At 38.0% G+C, this 19,856-nt stretch carries 13 protein-coding genes and 1 pseudogene; 7 read left to right on the top strand and 7 right to left on the bottom strand.

What is annotated here, in order from left to right; translation table 11 throughout:
* Nucleotides 1-145: 145 nt before the first annotated feature.
* Both AB7E63_RS03940 and smc read left to right on the top strand, forming a co-directional pair.
* Entirely contained in the window at nucleotides 146-1,801 is a 1,656-nt protein-coding gene (locus tag AB7E63_RS03940) for a SulP family inorganic anion transporter (RefSeq protein WP_006341149.1), read from the top strand.
* 17 nt (nucleotides 1,802-1,818) lie between these two features.
* Nucleotides 1,819-5,313: a chromosome segregation protein SMC gene (gene smc / locus AB7E63_RS03935; RefSeq protein ID WP_428418755.1), complete on the top strand. Its 3,495-nt coding sequence runs from the start codon at nucleotides 1,819-1,821 to the stop codon at nucleotides 5,311-5,313.
* Between the two features lie 39 nt (nucleotides 5,314-5,352).
* On the opposite strand, the gene AB7E63_RS03930 is transcribed toward smc, so the two are convergent.
* The 3 genes from AB7E63_RS03930 to AB7E63_RS03920 form a co-directional block, all read right to left on the bottom strand.
* On the bottom strand, nucleotides 5,353-6,486 hold the full coding sequence (locus tag AB7E63_RS03930) for a CPn0927/CPn0928 family alpha/beta hydrolase fold protein (protein WP_226987499.1): 1,134 nt from the start codon (nucleotides 6,484-6,486) through the stop codon (nucleotides 5,353-5,355).
* Nucleotides 6,487-6,592: 106 nt separating this feature from the next.
* On the bottom strand, nucleotides 6,593-7,747 hold the full coding sequence (locus tag AB7E63_RS03925; protein ID WP_006341152.1) for a hypothetical protein: 1,155 nt from the start codon (nucleotides 7,745-7,747) through the stop codon (nucleotides 6,593-6,595).
* Between the two features lie 158 nt (nucleotides 7,748-7,905).
* On the bottom strand, nucleotides 7,906-8,418 hold the full coding sequence (locus AB7E63_RS03920; protein WP_059360278.1) for a hypothetical protein: 513 nt from the start codon (nucleotides 8,416-8,418) through the stop codon (nucleotides 7,906-7,908).
* Between the two features lie 388 nt (nucleotides 8,419-8,806).
* On the opposite strand from AB7E63_RS03920, the gene AB7E63_RS03915 reads away from it, so the two are divergent.
* A complete protein-coding gene (locus tag AB7E63_RS03915; RefSeq protein WP_284452671.1) occupies nucleotides 8,807-10,153 on the top strand; it encodes an amino acid carrier protein in 1,347 nt (448 codons plus the stop codon).
* Here the strand turns inward: AB7E63_RS03915 and AB7E63_RS03910 are convergent.
* Genes AB7E63_RS03910 through AB7E63_RS03900 form a run of 3 tightly spaced genes read right to left on the bottom strand, consistent with a single transcriptional unit; the run spans nucleotide 10,138 to nucleotide 12,930 of the window.
* Nucleotides 10,138-10,749 carry a DNA-3-methyladenine glycosylase I gene (locus AB7E63_RS03910; RefSeq protein ID WP_013924277.1) on the bottom strand — a complete coding sequence of 204 codons (612 nt, stop codon included), beginning with the start codon at nucleotides 10,747-10,749 and terminating at the stop codon, nucleotides 10,138-10,140. The two genes, AB7E63_RS03915 and AB7E63_RS03910, sit on opposite strands and share 16 nt — an antisense overlap.
* 22 nt (nucleotides 10,750-10,771) lie before the next feature.
* The gene (locus AB7E63_RS03905; protein ID WP_013924278.1) at nucleotides 10,772-11,815 is read right to left on the bottom strand and encodes a hypothetical protein; all 1,044 of its coding nucleotides are present in this window, start codon (nucleotides 11,813-11,815) and stop codon (nucleotides 10,772-10,774) included.
* A 59-nt stretch (nucleotides 11,816-11,874) separates the two neighbouring features.
* Nucleotides 11,875-12,930 (bottom strand): hypothetical protein, encoded by a 1,056-nt coding sequence (locus AB7E63_RS03900; protein ID WP_059360276.1) that lies wholly within the window; start codon nucleotides 12,928-12,930, stop codon nucleotides 11,875-11,877.
* A 572-nt stretch (nucleotides 12,931-13,502) separates the two neighbouring features.
* Here AB7E63_RS03900 and AB7E63_RS03895 point away from each other — a divergent pair.
* The 4 genes from AB7E63_RS03895 to AB7E63_RS03880 all read left to right on the top strand — a co-directional run bounded on the left by AB7E63_RS03895 (nucleotide 13,503) and on the right by AB7E63_RS03880 (nucleotide 18,542).
* Complete coding sequence (locus tag AB7E63_RS03895) at nucleotides 13,503-13,736, top strand: FDLD family class I lanthipeptide (RefSeq protein WP_226987498.1); 234 nt, start codon at nucleotides 13,503-13,505, stop codon at nucleotides 13,734-13,736.
* A 39-nt stretch (nucleotides 13,737-13,775) separates the two neighbouring features.
* Nucleotides 13,776-15,128: a lanthionine synthetase C family protein gene (locus AB7E63_RS03890; protein WP_428418751.1), complete on the top strand. Its 1,353-nt coding sequence runs from the start codon at nucleotides 13,776-13,778 to the stop codon at nucleotides 15,126-15,128.
* A 70-nt stretch (nucleotides 15,129-15,198) separates the two neighbouring features.
* Nucleotides 15,199-18,156: a lantibiotic dehydratase gene (locus AB7E63_RS03885; protein WP_428418749.1), complete on the top strand. Its 2,958-nt coding sequence runs from the start codon at nucleotides 15,199-15,201 to the stop codon at nucleotides 18,154-18,156.
* An 86-nt stretch (nucleotides 18,157-18,242) separates the two neighbouring features.
* A complete protein-coding gene (locus AB7E63_RS03880; protein ID WP_013924282.1) occupies nucleotides 18,243-18,542 on the top strand; it encodes a hypothetical protein in 300 nt (99 codons plus the stop codon).
* A gap of 679 nt (nucleotides 18,543-19,221) precedes the next feature.
* On the opposite strand, the pseudogene AB7E63_RS03875 reads toward AB7E63_RS03880, so the two are convergent.
* Nucleotides 19,222-19,856: pseudogene (locus tag AB7E63_RS03875) on the bottom strand (IS256-like element ISPaac1 family transposase); the annotation flags it as partial.

Genomic DNA, 19,856 nt, shown 5'->3' with positions numbered 1-19,856 from the left:
TCGATAAGAGGTTATATCAAACTTTTTTGAAAGAAGAATTTTCTAAAAATTAAGAACTTATCTTAAAAAAGACATTTTTCTGTTTCTAATCTCACTAGTATTGCATGATAGTTTCGTTTGTATTGAGCACTTATTTGAGGTTCAAATGTTTTATCCAAAATTACTGACAACTTTAAAAGGTTATTCGACCGAGCAATTGACACGAGATCTCATCGCAGGAATCATCGTCGGAATCGTTGCTCTCCCGCTGGCCATTGCTTTTGGCATTGCAAGTGGAGTCACACCAGAGCAAGGAATTATCACGGCCATTATCGCAGGATTTTTAATCTCATCTTTAGGGGGGAGTCGAGTCCAAATTGGGGGGCCGACAGGTGCTTTTGTGATCATTATCTATGAGGTTGTGGAAAAATTTGGTTTTGAAGGGTTGGCCGTTGCGACTATCATTGCCGGTCTATTCATGATTGGCATGGGAGTTGTCAAATTAGGGACCTGGATACGGTTTATCCCTTTGCCCGTTGTAATTGGTTTTACAAGCGGTATTGCTGTGGTGATTTTTTCATCCCAGATGCGTGATTTTTTTGGTTTACAAATGAACCATATTCCGAGTGAATTTATTGACAAATGGATGGCGTATGCACACTCCAGTGGATCTTTCAATGTGTACGCGTGTTTAGTGGGTGTTTTAACATTAGCCATTTCGATCTTCACACCTCGTTTTTTTCCGAAGTTGCCAGGTGCTTTTTTAGCTTTAGTTATCGTGACAGGCTTAACCTATTTTTTGAATATCCCTGTCGAAAGTATCCAAGATCGGTTTGGGGATTTAAAGATTACCATACCGGCTCCCCAATTACCCAACTACGATTGGACGAACATTGCGGACATTATGCCTTCCGCGATCACTATTGCTGTTTTGGGCTCCATAGAAGCGTTGTTAAGTGCTGTCATTGCAGATGGAATGATAGGAGGAAAGCATCGCCCGAATACAGAATTAATTGCACAGGGCCTAGCTAATGTGATTACCCCATTTTTTAGAGGGATCCCAGCCACGGGCGCTATTGCACGGACAGCCACAAATATTCGTAATGGGGGACGTACACCCGTAGCAGGCATTATCCATGCTTTTACTCTCCTCGCCATTGTGTTGTTTGCCGGACCTCTCGTTGGGCTTATTCCCATGGCAGCTTTAGCAGGAATTTTAGTCTTAGTGGCTTATAACATGAGTGAATGGAGAGAGTTTAAGTCTCTGTTATCTGCTCCTAAGGCAGATCGACTTGTGCTTTTGACCACATTTTTGGGGACCGTCTTTTTTGATCTTGTCATTGCCATTCAAGCAGGTATTGTTTTATCCACCTTTTTATTTATGAAAAAAATGAGTGATGTTTCCGACATTAAGAAATTTCAACGCCAAATGGATGATCATTCTGACCCAGATACCTTCTATACTCTTGATGAAATGCGTCGCGTCCAAATTCCTGAGAATGTGCAAATATTCGAACTAAATGGAGCCTTTTTCTTTGGCGCTGCAGGCAAGTTCGAAGATATTTTTATGACAAGTCTTGACGACAAAAAATTTATCATTTTTAGAATGAACCAAATGTTATTACTGGATGCGACAGGCTTGCATACCATTGGACGCTTAGCCAATGCCGCACATAAAAATGGCAACCGTTTATTTATTTCGGAAGTGATGCCCAACTGTAAAAAGGAAATGCAGGTTTCGGGCATTTTAAATAAAATTGGAGAAGCCAATCTTTTTGATTCTCTTCCAGAAGCCATCCAGGCAACCAAACAATCAGTTTAAATTTAGTGGAGGCTGTTTTGCGACTCAAAGAAATAGAAATTACAGGATTTAAATCATTTGCCGATCGGACCACTTTAAAGTTCCATGAAGGGATCACCGCCATTGTAGGACCTAATGGTTGCGGTAAATCCAATACAGCCGATGCATTTCGTTGGGTATTAGGAGAGCAATCCGCCAAATCCCTGCGCGGTGGAAAAATGCATGACGTGATTTTTGCGGGGGCTTCCCAGCGGAAACCCTTAAATATGGCTGAGGTTACCCTTACGCTTACAGGTAACCAAGGTGAGCTTCCCATCGATTACAATGAAGTTTCAGTGACGCGTCGTCTTTTTCGCAATGGAGAATCTGTCTATCTCATCAACGGCAATCCTGTGCGCTTAAAAGATGTTCAAAATCTTTTTCTTGGATCTGGCGTTGGCAAAAACTCATTTTCTATGTTTGAACAAGGCAAGCTTGATCAGGTGATTAACTATAGTCCCCAAGAAAGACGCTTTATTTTCGATAGCGCGGCCGATATTGGGCCCTTTCTTCTGAGAAAAGCGGAAGCTTTGCGAAAATTGCAGCAATCAGATGGCAATATCACACGGATTAAAGACATCCATCTAGAAGTGGAAAAGCAGATCACCGTTTTGCAAGAACAAGCCGAAAAAGCGCGCGTTTACAAAGAGAATAAATCGAAGTTAGAAGCTTTTGAAAAGATTGTGCTAATTATGCGATGGGATACCTTAGAAGCGAAATCAGAATCCCATAAAAAGAAAGAGCAAGGGCATAAAGAGCAGTGGGATGCTCAAGTCAAAGACGCTTCTATTTTGCACGAAAAATTCAAAGAAGCTAAGGTGGACCTCGAGCAGGAAGAGAAAATTTTTCAAAGTAGAAAGGAAGAGGTTTATAAAACTCAAAGTGAAAAAGAGATCAAATCGCAAGAAATGCGTTCTAATGAAGAACGTTTAAGAGATCTACTTGAAAAAGAAAAGAAATGGAAGCGAGAACTCGAAGCCATTATTGAAAAAAGACAATTTCATCAGACCGAATCAGACGGGCTGCGTAAGCAGCAAGCGAAGCTAGATGCTGAACAAAAAAGTTGGGAGAAAAAAAGAGAAGCCCAGCAGCAGAAAGTGCAGTCAATGGACGAAATTCTGAAGAAGAAGCGGGAAGAATACCAGGAAAAGCAAAAAGATCTTCTCAATTTAATCCAGAAAGAAAATCAGTATGAGAGCGATTTAAAGCAGAATCGGTTGCGCTTAGAGACAAATATAGAGCGTACAGAGCAGTTGCAAGAGCGTAAAAGAAAACTTTCACAGACAATTGATCAATACGCTGAGCAAGCAGCTATTCGGAAAAAAGAAGTGGAGGAATATTCCAGTGGAATCGACCGGCAGCGAGAACTTTTCAATGCATTAGAAAAGCAGCTCCAGGATTTGGCTCAAGAGATTGAGCTAGGACAGCAGCACCTCAGCCAATTGCAAAGGGAGATCGCCGAAGGAAATGCCCGCCAAAAAGTTCTGCAAAGGATGAAAGAAGATCTGGAAGGATTTTCTGCCGGAAGTAAAAAGCTATTACAAGAATCTGCTAATGCCAAAAGTCCGCTGCATAAAAAATTAAAAGCTCTCTATGAGTGTGTTGAATCTAATTCCGAAACAGCCAAAGCTTTTGCCGCTGTAATGCGATCCTACGCACAAACACTCGTGGTTGAAAAGCGTGCAGATTTATCCGAGGTAATCGCGTTTATTCTCAAACATCAACTCAAAGACGTTTCACTTTTGTGCTTAGAAAGTCTTTCAACCTCTCTTTCTCACCACTTTTTTGCTGATTTGAAAATGTGTGATACCACCGAATCTGCGATGCAATTGCTGTTAGAAAAGCAAGGCATTGAGATTTTAACAGAAGAAGAAAGCTTCGTGGATCATCGGAAAGTGGTCTTTTTTGGTTTCCAGAAAGAAAACAACCCCTTTGCCCGGGAAGCCGAGCTTAAAACGTTGGAAAAGAAGCTTAAAGAGCTTGATAAAGTCTTACGCCTTCAGGAAGAGCGGTTAACGGAGCTTGCCACCAAAAAATCAAAGCTGCAAGTGGAACGGATGGAACTGGACAAAGTCATTCGAAAAGATGAAATGAAGTTAATGGAAAGTAACTTCTCTCTGCAGCGATTATTAGGGGATTTAGAAAAAATAAAGAGTGAAAGAGCTCAAGTTGAAGCGGATTTACGTCATTTAAAGCTGGGGCATGAGGAACTAATCGTTTTGGTCGAAGATTTAGAAACAAAATTAAAAATAGCTAAAACACAGGTCCAAAACGTCAAAGGAGCCATTTCTACTCTTTCTGAGCAAGTGGAAAAAGAATCTCAGCAGCTCAAGCAAGAGCAAAGTGATTTTCAATACACAGAAGCGCAATTTCACCAAGTGTTTGACGAATCTAGAAAAGTTAGCCATGCCTTGCATGTATTAGAAGTGAAAAATAAGGAAGGGCATGAGCAACAAGCACGTCTAGAAGAAGAGCTTGAGATGAGTCAAGAGCAACAAGCTCAGTTTAAACAGAAAGGATCAGAATACGGATCCTTATTAAAAACTGTAGAAGGTAACCTTGGAAAGGTCGTAGAGGCTTGTTTTGAGCTTGAGAAAAAGGTGGCAACTAAAAAAGCACGCATTGAACAAATGGAAAGCCAGATAGCCCAGTTTAATCAGCAGCTCAAAGAGCAAGAAAAGGTTTTTTATCAATTGGAGACCCAAGCTGCACAAACCCAAACGCAACGAGACAATATTCTGGCAGAATTGCAAGAACGATATGCCTTGACAATCGAAGAAGCACGTAAGCAAGTGCCCCAAACGGAAAAATCTTTGGAACAAGCCGAAAAAATTTTAAGGGCATTGCGGCATGAAATCGAATCTGCGGGTGATATCAATCTGACATCCATTGAAGAGTATTCCAAATACCAAACGCGTTATCAATTCTTGAATGAGCAAATTGATGATCTTGAGGTTTCCAAGAGTGAACTTTTGGGGATTATTGAGCAGCTAGATGCTGAAAGTCGCAAAATTTTTAAGGAAGTTTTCGAAAAAATCCGCGCCAACTTTCAGAAGAACTTTCAGATCCTTTTCGTTGGAGGAGAGGCCGATTTGCAATTCACCGATACAGAGGATATTTTGGAAGCCGGCATTGAAATCATTGCAAAACCTCCAGGAAAACAGATGCGTTCCATTAATTTGCTATCGGGTGGAGAAAAATGTTTAACCGCTGTCGCATTACTTTTTGCGATTTTTGAGGTGAAGTCAGCCCCTTTCTGCATTTTGGATGAGATTGATGCTCCGCTTGATGATTCTAATGTTGAGCGTTTCGTGAATGTTGTAAAAGAATTTGTGGATCGTTGCCAATTTATTATCATTACGCATAACAAGCGCACCATGGCGATTGCGGATCGTTTATTTGGTGTGTCAATGGAAGAAAAAGGGGTTTCTAAGCTTCTCTCAATTGAATTTAACCAGGCTGAGAATCCAGAGCCTGAGATCGTATCTGTATAGAGTGATAGGGGGGTTAAGCCCCCTAAATCTTAAGAATGATTAAGAAGTTTTTAAAAGGCTCTCTATTCTTGTTGCCAAAAAGGTCGGATCACTTAATTCCGCAAAGTGATCATCAGGAATCCCAATAAAGATTTTGTTTCTCTTTGCGCATTTTTCATCATCCAATAACTTCTTAGCCAATGATGCTTTTGCTGTTATAATCCCATCGTCAATAATCTTAGAGCTGTTTTTTATTTCTTCGTAGCTTGCCACTTTTGCAGTTTGCAGAATAATTTCGGGAGCTTGGAGCTTTTCAGAAACTTTGGAGGAATTCATATTCCATCCTAAGATTTTTACCAAAAAAGCGAGAGGTCTATAAGTCACATGAATTGCTGTTCGATACAAAGTGGAAAAAGATCTGCTCTTCACAAATACGTATTTGATATCTTTTTTTAACGGATGTTTTTTCAATGCATCACTTTGAGAACCACCACCAATGGAATGTCCATATCCGATAATTTCTTTGGCTCCTATCCCGATCTTTTGATCTTCTAAGAAATTAAGCATTGCGCGATAGGCTTTAGCCATGGCTTTTCTACTGGGCAGACCTGTGCTTGAACCCACTCCAGGATAGTTAAAAACGAGACCATTACCATGAAGAGATGTTAATATTTTTTTAAAAGTCGATTCTTCCATTAACTCTTCCTCACAAAATTGCCCATTGCCAAGAGATTCTAATACCCATCTGCCATTACTCAATGTAGATGTTTTTCCCACAATGGTTGCATCGATTTTATAGCCATCTACTTGGATCGCGATGCGCTTATATCTCCATTCACTATGTAGTGAAATATTCGATCTTACTTGGTCGGCATAATTTTCAGGATAGCCTATAATAACTGGAGTGGAGGAGGGTAATAAGAAGATTTTTCCTGCAAGGCTATGTAGGAGTTTATGAATGCCTATAGGAAAAATAATTATCGCAAATATTTTTTTTGCAATCCTTATGACTCTACTTTCAGAATTCCAGGTATAGGACACTTGTAGAGAGGGATTTTGGGAAAAATCCTGCTTTGTCGTTTCGACGTAGTCAGGTCGCTTATAAAACGCTTTTTTCCCCTTTAACAAATCTTTAAAAGATGCAGGAAGGGGAAATTCTTGTGAAGAGACTCTTGAAAAAGACATTGACTCCATGATTAAACTCCTTGAAAAAGGAATTGTTTTAGCATGATACGGGAAAATTTTCTATCTTATTTTTAAAACAGTTTCTTTTTAAATAAATTTTATGAAAATCGAATTATTAAGATAACTTCACATGATAGCCTTTGTTGAGAAATTTGATGGCCAAGCCTACGATCCCCTTTAGGCAATGAGGAGGATTTGCCCAAGAAATTTCGTCTGTCCTATCGTTGAAATTTCGAACTTTAATCAGAACACAAATATGTGCAGAGGCAGGGTATTCCCCTATTTGGGAAACAATAGAAGAATCTGGTGTAGAGGAAATTTGGATACTTTGCAGTGTTTTTAAAACATCAGGAATATCTGCAGTGCAAGTGGGGATAACCTCAGTCGGAAGTCTTAGTTGAAGGATTTTATCTATCTGCGCTTGCAATTCGTTTTGTAAAAATCGAATAAAGTGATTTAAATTTCCTTTCGAGGCGCTATAAGGTTCGGAAAGTTTTTGCAAAGATTGCCAATTTTGAATAATTTGGATGATTTTATCGACCAGAATAGGGTGGACTTCTGCGGGTGGCACAGATTGAGATAAGATCGACTGAAGTGACATATCCGCAAAAGGGTTAAAAATAAGGGCTTCCAAATCTATCTCCACATTTATTTTAGACATGCTTTGGCAACAATCACACGGTTGAGGATCTTCCCTTGTTTTAGAATAGATGTGGGCCCCTATGAAATCTTGAAGTTTATCAACCATGGGTTTTAATAGCCTTGTTTCAAAAGAGGGATCAATATCTTTCCAAACGGTGCCAAATACATTTTTTGAAGGTCGCTTTAAAGAGACTAATGGATACCAAAGATGGCTCTGCCATTTATCATTCAGCATGTCGTGGCTAATCGTTTCAGCAATTAATTTTCGAATTTTTAGACGTTGCTCAATTTCAAATAATAAGGGAAATTTTTGTGCAAATGCGGCCCAAATCATTTCCATTTGGGGTATTTGTCTATAGAGCAACGTGATGGCTTGATACTTTTTTAACCGTTTCCATATGCATGTAACAGTTTTAGAAATTGCTTCATGATCTAATTGGCTTTGATCAGATTCTTTAATGAGATGATAGGCTTTTTGTATTTCATGCTCTAAATTTAGAGGATGACCTGGATGTAAAAAACTCAAAGTATGCTCTAATAGCTCTGTTGGTAGATCGGTGAGATGTTGGAGCAAGTCTTCATCTTTCCAAGGAAATCTAGGTAAGGGGGGATCAAGGTTTGTTTCCATTGCTGAATCCTTTAAACGATAAATGCAAAAAAATTCTATACATCTCTTCCTAAAAAAACAAGACTCCTTTTTTAAAAATAATGAAAGTCAGAGAAATCAGCAGTTTTGCAAAAACTATTCAGAAGTGGTGCTCAAAAATCTTTGAGCGCCACGAATTATTAGGATTGGCTTGGACTTGGATATTGGCTTTGGTTGTGGTAGCTATGCGCACTTTGTGCATGAGCATATGCATGTTGAGAACTGTTGTATCGCTCTCGATTGTATGGAGCAAATTCATTATGATACTTAGGTTTTTTATAATCGAAGTAATAAGCTCTTCTTGGATCTTTCATTATTATAATTGTCTGGTAAAAGATTTTAGCAGGCGCCAGAAAGACTTTAATCGGAAAATTGGCGGCCTCTACCATCGATCTTTCGAAGTATTTGATGGAATTTTTAAAAGTATATTTTGGAGAAAATGGGGCTCTAGCTAAATTTATAGCCGCAACAGCAAGAAATTGAATCGATCTTAGTGGCGATGCTCCCGTTTCAACTGAGATATCAAGAATGGCTACAGAAAATGCAAGTAGGCGGCCTAGATGTTTGTGTGAATTAGAAAAGGCATTATATTTTTTGAAAAGATTTTTTCGAAATTCATTTGTGATTTTTGAAGCAGCATCAAAATTATCCATGAGGGTCTCCCTATTTAGGAAAGTTTAAATGTTTTGAAGCGAAATCGATGACAAATTTTTATATGAACAAGTTAAATCTTTGTCAAATAAAAAATATTTCTTTAAAAAAGAGAATCATCTAAAATATTATTCACTTTAATCAAAGTTGTGAGGTCAACATGTTTACTCTTTTACTTAGGCGACTGCGTTCGCAATCCAATGGTCAAAAATTCCTCTCTTCCTCAACGTTTTTGAAACGTAAATCTTCTTTCGTTGCTTCTAAACGAAAATAAATTCCCCTTTTTTGTGTTTGTTTGAACCAGATGGCTCTCTGGGCATTTTTTTGATTTTTCGCATGCCACTTGCATGTGCATATTCATTTTTATTTTTTTAGTTTTACGGAATAGGTATGTTTTCCCATTTATTTCAATTTTTTTTGGATGTTGATGCCTTCTTTTGGGGGTATATTGGTTTTTTTATTATTTCTGCTTTTGGATGTTATTTGACGATCAAAACTGGGCTTTTCCAAATTCGTGCGTTCCCTTTGGTGGTGCAAACATTTGCACAAGAAATTCTCCAAAAAAATGATCAAGATAGAGGCTTAAAACCGATTAAAGCATTTTTTGCTTCGATTGGAGGAATGCTTGGAGTGGGCAACATTGTCAGCATTGTCACGGCGATTCAATTAGGCGGCCCTGGTGCATTATTTTGGGTTTGGTTAGCGGGATTCATTGGAACTTTAATCAAATATGCTGAGATTTATTTAGGACTTAAATATCGCGTTCAAAACACTTATGGCGGTTACGATGGAGGGCCGATGTACTTTCTTAAAAAAGCATTTGCTGTTCGATGGGTTCCCATGCTTATTTGTGTGCTTTTATGTATTTATGGAGCGGAGATTTATCAATTTAATGTGGTTGTAGATACGTTGACATATTCTTGGGGATTCAATCGCATGTTCATCGCCTTGGGTCTTCTTGGATTGGTTTTATACACAAGTATCGGGGGAGCTTCGCGTGCAGCTGAAGTGTGCTGCTGGGTCATGCCTTTTTTTATGATTGTTTACATGAGCTTATGTTTGTGGGTTATTTTTTCCCATTTTTCAGAGCTTCCCTCTATTTTTTCGATGGTCATGCATGCGGCTTTTGATGGGCATGCGGCAATCGGAGGTTTTGCAGGTAGCTCAATGTTAATGGCCATCCAAAATGGGATGGCAGGGGCTTGTTATGCATCAGATATTGGGATCGGATATGACTCGATCATCCAAAGTGAATCACATACCATTTATCCAGAGCGACAGGCAAGAATGGCATTTTTTGGAGTTGTTCTAAACAACTTGATTTGCACGCTGAGTATATTAGTAGTTTTGGTAACAGGTTTATGGTCACTCCCTCTAACGGGCGAAGGAGCTCCTTTGGTGCAATTGGCATTAGCTCAATATTTTCCGTGGATTTCAATGATTATGCCTGTTTTTATCTGTATTTTGGGTTATACCACTTTAGTGTCATTTTTAATCGTGGGCATTAAATGTGCACGTTATCTTCATCCAGAAAAAGGGGCACGGCTGTATTTAATCTACAGCGTTTGCGTATTCATATTTTTTGCATTCTTTGACCAAACAGTGGCCCTTTTAGTGATGCGCGCAGCCGGTGCATTCCTGTTAACCATTAACTTAGCGGGGATTTTTCGTTTAATCGGAGAAGTCGAATTTTCTTTCGAAGATCTCTTGTTAAAAGATCACTACGAGCATAGTTGAGAATATCGAAAGCAATCGATCGTGTGGTCATTAACAAGACCGGTTGCTTGCATGTGGGCATACATCACCGTAGGGCCCACAAATTTAAAGCCTCTTTTGCGCAAATCACGACTTAGAGCTTGGGATTCCGGTGTTTCAGCGGGGACATCGCGGATGGACGTTCTGCGATTTTGAAGAGGGGAGCCTCCAACGAATTGCCACACATAGGCATCGAATGAACCGAATTCTTTTTGGATATCCAAAAACAGCTTGGCATTAGTTACAGCTGATTGGATTTTGAGTTTATTTCGAATAATACCCTCATCCAGCATTAAAGCGGCGATTTTGTCTTCTCCAAAAGCAGCAACCTTTTTAGGATCAAAGTTTGCAAAAGCTTTACGATAGCCCTCACGTCTTTTGAGAATAGTTATCCAGCTCAGTCCAGCTTGAGCCCCTTCTAAGATGAGAAATTCAAAGTGTTTATAATCATCATGGACAGGAACACCCCATTCTGTGTCATGATAATTTTCATACAAGGCTTGGCCTTCTGTGACCCATTGGCACCGAATGTTGTTTTTTGCGCACATAATGTCATCCCATGATAAAGAGATGGCCATTTTGGCCACCTAGAAGAACAGATTACAGGAGTGGGCCATTTAAAGAAAAGTTCCGTAAAATCTGGTAGACATCCTTTCCTACTGCATTAAAATTTTTGCTGTGTGTCCATGCTCCCACAAGATAATTCTTATTATTTCCTGTAAATGCGGCTGTCCAACAAACGAGGTCATCGTCGCCTCGGATGATGAGAAAATTGCCCTTGAGACCGCTATATGTCTTAATCGGTCCTTCGGCAACCACATTAATGCCATCATTTTTTAGGGATGCTAGAACCTCTTCCCAAATATCTTGAATCTTTTCCCCAGACTCATTGGAGATTGGGATAGCAGAGACGCTGCCAAAAACTAGGCTGTCCAATCTGGAGAAAAAAGCACAGCTTTGGTTTTTTAAACCAAATATATTTGAGGTGTGAGGAACGTCACTTTTCTTTTCGGCAATTCTCCACGATTTTGGTAGCTGCAGAGAAAAGTCCATTAAAGCATTATTGTAAAGCTGCGTATTGAGGCAAATATTAACTTTTTCTTCATTCAACATGACGTTAGAAGGCTTAACAACTAACCAATCGGGATCCGCTATCATAGGAGCCTCTTTTAATTTTTCAAAACGCTCAATCCAAAGACGTCGATCTGCATCTGAAATATACTCTGCAGGACAGGTGTACATGACTTCGTACAAATATTTTCTTCCCTGGAGATAGCAGACCATAGAAAAACGATCGTCAAGGCTATTGTGGACAGCAATGAGGATTTTATTTTTTGAACGTTGATTCGTATATTCTTCAGACCCTTCCGAAAATTTTGTTTTAACAGTTAGGTCTCGCATGTGAGATTGCTGAGAATAGAACTTGACTGTAATGAACTCGTCATGATTTTTTGCATTCTCTTCGGGCATTAACCAAATTTCTTCTTGTCCATAGGGAAGGATAGAATCGTTGAGGACCCATGTGCGATTATCAATAGGGAAAGTGACCCCTGGAGGAGGGCGACGGGTAAAAGCGTGACTTTGTGAACAGATGAATAGGGAAGTGAGAAGGGCAAGAGAGAATAAACTTCTGAAATAAAACATCATTTCCTCATTGTTTAAGAGGTTTTTGAGATTTATGGGTTGTAGCGTATTACATATTTTTAAATCAACTTTTTAACTTGATAAGAAAGATCCAATTTGTTGACTGAAAAATTTTTTAAATAACGGAAAATATCTTCTCGAACGGTTTTGAAATTTTTGGAGTGAGTAAAAATTTCTACCCTGTACTGTTGGTCATCGACCATGTAAAAAGACTTACTGACGATATCATCTCCAATTGTTGAAACGATAAACTTCCCTTTTAGGCCATCAATAGACGTAATAGAACCTTCGGCCAACACATTTAAACCCTCTTTCTTTAAAACATGAAGGGTATATTTCCAGTTTTTTTCCATTTGTTCATATGAGATTTTTTGGGGAAGTTTTGTAATGGCAATATTGCCGTGGATCAGCAAATCTTTACGGCCAAAAACGGCATATGAGATTTGCTGCAATTCTCCGGGGAATCTTTCGGTCTCCTCAACTTGCTCAAAAAATATCCAGGATTTTGGCAAAGCAATGGACAAGTTCTGGACAGGGTGATGGAAGGTTTCCTGTTTGGGCAGATCTAAAGGCACGTTATTCCGGATGGCTACTATTTGATTAATGATGAGCCCCTCTGAAGAAATCGTGGAAGCTTCCTCGATGTGTTTAAAACGATCGATCCATTGATGGCGTTCTTCTTCGGAAATAGATTTGGCTGGAACGGAATAATGGATTTCGTAAATTTGCTTTTTCCCCTTAAAAATCAGGCAAATATCAAAGTTGTCATTATGAGGAAAATAAGCGGCAGAAAGAATTCTGTTCTTTTGTTTTTCTGCAGCATAAATTCGGCACTTTTCGGGGTGTTCAATTACAAGAGAGATCTCTTTAAAACGGGTATAAGGAGGGTAAAATTTAATGCGGATAAATTCCTTGCGTTCGAAAGAGCCGTCTTCAGGCATTAACCAAATCGTTTCCTGCTCATGAGGCAGAATTGGATCGCATAAAACCCATTGTCGATCATCCACAGAAACGTTGGCACCAAGTTGGGGTGAGGGTTTGGCGAACAAGAGCATATTGACACAACACATCGCAAAAAGGATTGCGTAGAGCCATTTGTGAATGCTTGTTTTCATGCTCTCTCCTAAAATAATTTTGACTAAAGAGTTTTATCAAAGGTCCTTTTTTTAATCAAATTTTTTGACTCTATCTAATGGTGAATATTTTTTATTTGGTTATTTACGGAAATAAATTCAAAAGTTGGCCTGGGAATTCTACTTACCTTCGGAGGCATGTTTAGGGTGATCGTAAGAAATTTTTATGTTTGCTACAGCAGGTTTGAGGGAAGAATATATGCAAATTTGTCCATTTAGGCCGTAAAAATCAGATGCGTTTTCTCATGCATATGTTTTATTTCATTCCATTCCAGAATGAATCATATTTCCTTAGTATGGGAAAATGTTTTTTCCCCTTCATTGATGACTCTGTAATTCTTTTTGTAGTCTATGATTACGAACCGGGTGATTCTTGTTCTAAAAAATGCACTCATTTTGTAAATCAATGATAGTGAGTGGTACAGCATTACTTGTCCATACTATATTATAGAGGTATTGTTAAAATATTGTACAATCATGAGTTCCAGAAAGGAGTTGACGGGAAGAAAGCTAACGCATAAATTAACTGAAAAATTTAAATGGATGGAAACCGTATGGAAATTACTAGAAACTTTCAACAATTTATACCTATTGAACCACAAGAAAAAAAACAATTGATCGTCCCTGAAGAGAAGGTAGAAGATTTCTATGATTTAGACATTAAAATTAGTGAACAAAAGCTTCAACCGCATCAGCAGACATTAAGTACGTATACTTGCGGAACCTGCGCTGCAAGCGTCTGTCCTTGCCACATTACAGATGCTACAGGAAGTGCTTGTAATTGCTAAATCTTAAATTTAAATAAACTACATGAAATTATATTTGTAATGTTGGAAATCCTTCAGATAAAAGAAATAGATCAGCGTTTAATTAGATCTATAGAAAACATGACAGATCCTGATCGGGTGAAAGGGGTTATGCTCGATCAAAAATCTCAAAATCCCGATCCATACTGGCCGTTTGAAAGAATTTGGAATCCTCTTTCCTTGGCTGAAGGATATCCTGGGTTGTTAATTCTTTTCGCCGAGCTCAATGGCCATAACCTCATAAATGCCGATGATGTCGTTCATCAATATGTTTTAAGGATTAAAGAAACAATTGAATCTCAAGGTTTAAATCCAGATTTATCTCTTTATAACGGTATTGCTGGAATTTGTTTTTCTTTACATCTTGCGTCATGTAAGAGAATGCGTTATCAAAAAATGCTAAAGACTTTAGATGAATACTTATTAAGAAGGATTGAGAAACAATATTTAGAACCGATTCGTATATGTCTCTCTAATGAGACTCCTGTTATGGTTAAACTTTATGACCCCATACAGGGAATTACTGGTATTGGGCGCTATATTTTGGAAAATACCTCCCAGGAAGCAATGGATTGCACTATTAAGATTATTAAGGTGCTGATTGATCTAGTCCGGCCCATCAAAGTTGAGGGGAAAAAAGTTCCTGGTTGGTATGTATCAGGGCAAGATCCTCTTAATTATCGTGTTCAGGATGGATTGTCGAAAGGAAATTTCAATTTAGGTTTAGCCCATGGCGTGACTGGTATTTTAGCGTATTTATCTATTGCTTCTATAAGGGGAATTGAAGTAGAGGGGCAAAAGGATGCGATCAACATCATTGCTAATTGGTTACAAGCAAAGAGTTTTGTATTTAATGAATCTATGATTTGGCCATTTTATGTTTCTTTTGAAAAAGAAGTAAATGAATATGATGAACCTAGTGTACCTTCTAGAGATGCTTGGTGCTATGGAACGCCTGGGGTTGCCCGATCACTTTATTTAGCAGGGAAAGCCCTTGGAGATCAGGGGCTAAAATTATTAGCTAAAAAAGCATTCCAGGGGATTTTTCGACGTTCTTTCGAACAATGGGAGATTCCATCACCAATACTATGCCATGGTATCGCAGGTCTATTAGCAATAACTCAAGAAATGGCAAATGAAGAGGATGGTGAGGATTTATTTGAAGAAATTGAAAAATTAAAGTTTCTCTTATATTCTGCTTATCAACAAGAGGCTGCTTTTGGCTTCAAAGATATTGAGCCTTGTCGTCGAGGAGGCCAAATCGAATTAGATAAGATAGGATATTTAGAGGGAAGCGTAGGAGCGATTTTAAGTTTGCTACCATTATCACAAGAACACTCAACATGGAAACTTCCACTTTTAATTCATGAATGAACCCCTATTTATCCCCGCTTCATTTTTTTTATTGAGAGTTCCATTCTGGTCAATAGATGAATTAGAATCCATGCATCTAGAAGACAATTGGATAAATGCTGTTCTAAGCAAATTTGATAATGATGAATTGTTTAGAGAGGCTATTAGCATTGCATCTCACTCTTTATATCAAGCTCTACAAAAACGACCATTAAAAAATCCTACACAAGTGTGTAGAAGTTTACAAAATTATATAAATCGTATGGCTAGCAGAGCAACTCCATTTGGATTGTTCTCCTTTGTCACAGCAGGTTATTGGGATGAAGAAACAAGAGGATCTTTAGACCTAACAAAGGTTTATAGAAGAGCCAGGCCAGATATGGAATGGATTTATGCTCTTGTCAAAAAGTTTTATCGGGAAAATTCGGATTTCTCAGCTCTTTTAGTACAAAGCAATAGTTTAGTAGACTTGAAGGGTGATCGTCTTTTTTTAAAATATTTTCGTTTCATTAAAGATAAAAAAATACAAACACCAAAAACAATTTCTTTATATGCTAATCGTTTAGTAATTACCATTTTCGAAATGGCTAAGAGCCGCTTGTCCATTGATCAGTTATGGGAAAAATTACTTGAAGTGCTACCCAATCTAAATAAAGAAAAGACGTTTGAAGTCATCAAGAAATTATTGTCGCACCAAATCCTTTTGCCTGGAATTTTGCCTTCTTTGCTAAGCGATTCTCCTTTCAAGGAATTGATGAAATTTCTTCCAAATGCTGTATGGATGAATGAATTGGAAACTAAACTTTCTGATTATCAATCAACATCACTGGGAAGTGGAGAATTATCATTGCAGAACTTAAGAAAAAGTATGGATGCGGTGGTTCCTATCCAATCTCCATTACATGTAGATGCAAGCTATAAGGGAACGCCTATTTATTTATCGAATGAGATATTGCTAAAATTGCAACAAGCAGTGACATTCCTTTGGAAAATTTCCGCAAGCCGTTCTTCTCAATTTACTTCGTTAGAGGCCTATCGAAAGAAATTTATTGAAAAGTTCGGTCTACACAGAATCGTACCACTTAAGGAATTGCTAAGTGAAGAAAAAGGATTAGGATCTTTTCTTGCTTATCCACAAATTGATGAAAAGTCAGTTTTTGATAAATTTTCTCAACAATGGGAAAAATGCCTCAATAAAAAATGGCAAGAATCCATGCTGAATCATCAAAAGGAGATTGTGCTAACTGAAGAGTGGCTAAATTCTCTATTCGAGTTGGTAGAAGAAGAATTACCAGATCCTTGTAAAGCCCTATCATCTTTCGATCTTTTTTTCAAAATTCAAGCTCAATCCATAGAAGAGATAAATCGAGGAAATTATCAACTCTACCTTTCAGATTGTACATGGAGTGGAGGTAGCACTTTTGGCCGTTTTTGGGATCTTTTCAACCCGGAAATTCAACATGAGTTATCCAAATTGGCAAAAGCTGAAAAACATTTAGAGAAAAGTGCTAAAGTTGTTGAAGTGTCATACTGGCCTTCACACGTCAGAAATGCAAATGTATCTGTCCATCCATGCTTAAGAGAATATTCTCTCGAAATAGATAACAAAGACAATTCCATTTTAGGCTTGGAAGATCTCTATATTGGAACAACACATGAACGATTTTATATCACTTTAAAAGATGGGAAAGAAGAAATTCTTGCTAGATCAGGAAATGTCTTAAGCTATATTCAAGCCCCTGAATCTATAAGATTAATAAGAGAAATTACTTTATCCCGTCATCTATTGTTATACCCATTTTATTGGGCTGGTTTGGAAGAAAAGGCTGTTTTTTTACCGCGGGTACGGATGGGATTATGCATTCTATCGCCTGCGAAATGGAATTTAGACGCTTCTTCCTTTTTGAAAGATTCCTTAGATATCATAAAAGTCAAATTCTTAGCCTGGGCCGAACAGTGGAAGTTACCCGATCGATTTTTGATGACCGAGGGCGATCAACACCTTTTGTTAACATCAAAGCATCCTGCTCATCTGAATGAGATCGCTACTAGACTAAAAAGGGGGGAATCATTGCAATTAATGGAGGAAATTACATCTGAATGGCTCAAAAGTGAATCAGGAAGCCATTCGGGTGAATTTGTTGTTCCATTTATTAAGAATTCTATCTATCCCTATCCGGAGAATACGAGAACTCCGCAGGCTTTTGAGACAGTGAAAAGTAGATGGATGCTTCCTGGAAGTCAATGGATGTATATTAAAGTTTATTTATCAGAAGAGCAAGAAAACAATTTTTTATTAAACAAATTTATCCCTTTCATTGAACATTTAAATGAATTCATTTCAATAAATGATTGGTTTTTTGTTCGTTACCAAGATCCTGAGAGACATTTACGTTTTCGACTTCGTATTGAAGACATTCACTATTATGGTTTGATTTTATCTTGGCTTCATCCAATCGGTATACAATGGATGGAACAGGGATTGATAAAAAAAATTATGTTGGATAGCTACGAAAGAGAAGTAGAAAGGTATGGTGGTGAGGATGTGATGGACGCTGTGGAATCTTTATTTTGCGTTGATTCTCTTGCTGTGACCAGCCTTTTAAAATATTTTGAGAAAAAAGAAGATACTTTAGAAACAGTGTGTCACATACTAAGCATTGTAAGTTTTCTTAATGGTTTTGGACTTGATTTGCAAACAAAAATAGACGTTCTTGGTAATGCTAGACAGGATCAGAAACTTCTCAAAGGATTCAGAGAATATAAAAATCAATTGTTAAAATTGATTCCTGCTTTAGAAGATCCTAATCAGCCAGAAGAAGGTATTTGTAGCGTGGTTAACAAATTTGCAATGATTCGGATTCCCGCTCAAAATCAGTTTCTTTCTAAGGCGCAACATATTGAGAATTCTCGTTTATTGGAAATTTATAGTCATATGATTCATATGCATTGTAATAGATTAGGATGCGATAATTCACAGGAGACTCGATTACGTCTTTTTTGTGAGCATGCGCTAAAATGCTGTCTTAAAACTTCACATATTAGCTAAAGGTTTTAAACATCAGCTGTTTTTCATAGAGTTTTAAGGACATATATATTTCATGATGAAGACAACTTTAATCGTTGGAGGTTTAGATGAAAATTAATAGTAGGAATGGAGTGGATTTTTTTGATCTTAATGATGATTCAAAACTCAAAAATACCGAAAATTCTAAGAGTCAAAAAAAATATAGAAAAGATGAAGAAGATCTTTATGATCTTGATCTACGTATCAAGGAAACGGTAAATGATTTACATTTAGTAGAGACAGGAGGCACTTGGAATTGCACTGGGACTGGTAGATGTAGTAGGGGCTGCCAGACAAACCGTGGTCAAACTTGCGTAAGATGTGGGCCTACTGAATATACAACATGCGGTTCATGCCGTTGTCCATAGGTTGGAAACTTACATGAGCTAAAATTAAGCGTAGGAACGTTGTATTAGGTTTTCATACATATAATAATAACTCTATTTTCTTGGTAAAGTCTTAGATTTTACAAAATGGGCACTAGTCTAAAATTGTCCCTCAGCAATAAAAGAGAATTTTTTTCTTGCTGGAGAAGAGAAATGTAATCTTGATCTAAAGCTGGGCAAGTTTTAGATCGGAATTCTTTGAGGAAAGCAGGTAGAGCATTGCAAAAACAAGGTTCTCGTCCAGGTAACTTTTTCCTAAGTGAACGACAAGGCTACTACTTTAAACATTCAGGGACAAAATTGTTTAGACGAAATTTTAACACACCAAATAGTGCTATCAGCCATGAGGTCACAGAGAAGTTTTGGAAGAATCCTTGATGATTCCAGAAGATATAAGGGCAAGATTTTTAACAAAAGGCAATTTAGAGCCATGATGTTAGAAGAAGATAAATTTAGAATTGTTATCGCTCGCTTGCCTGATCGTGAAAAATGTGTGTGGAAAATTTTATTATAACCAGCGAATGGGCTGAAATTTCACAGGAAAATGAAGGGGACGTTATTCAATTTTATTCACGTCCATCTCAGGACTATTGAGAGTTTCCTGAGATATTGTCAAATGTTGTGTTTTGAGCATCTAATAGCGCATCCAATTTTTTAAAAATTAAGCTGTGTATTTCACGTTAAAGACTTCTTCCCCATCTTTAAACTGCACACCCAAAATCAGTTTGCTAATCAACTCATGACCTTTTAATTTTCGCCATCGCTTTTGCGCTTCCATTGAAAGCTTGTAAACCATGGCAAGTGTGGCTGTTCTGGACCCACAGCCTTTGGTTTGTCGTGTGCGGTGCCTAATAGTTGCAAATGTTGATTCGATTGGATTCGTTGTTCTTATATGTTGCCAATGCATGCCTGGAAAATCATAAAAGCTAAATAATTGATCTTTGTCTTTTTTCAAACATTCACAGGCCTTTGGATATTTTGATTCATATGTTCCAAGAAACTTCTCAAAAGCTTTTAGTCCATCCGTTTTTCTTGGAGCCATATAAATTTCGTGAATGATCTCTTTGGCATACTTTTGAATACTTTTTGGCATTTTATCTAAAATATTAGCCGTTTTATGCACCCAACACCTTTGCTGCTTTGTTGCTGGAAACTCTTCATTTAAAGCTGCCCAAAAGCCAAGCGCTCCATCTCCAATCGCAAGCTTTGGTCCTTCTTTGAGACCTCGATGTTTTAAATTTTGCAAAACTTCTTTCCAAGACAGCTTGCTTTCTCGGTGCCCATCATGGATCATGA

Source organism: Parachlamydia sp., assembly GCF_050255895.1.
Classification (GTDB): Bacteria; Chlamydiota; Chlamydiia; order Chlamydiales; family Parachlamydiaceae; genus Parachlamydia; species Parachlamydia acanthamoebae.
This window is presented reverse-complemented; position numbering and strand designations above follow the sequence as displayed.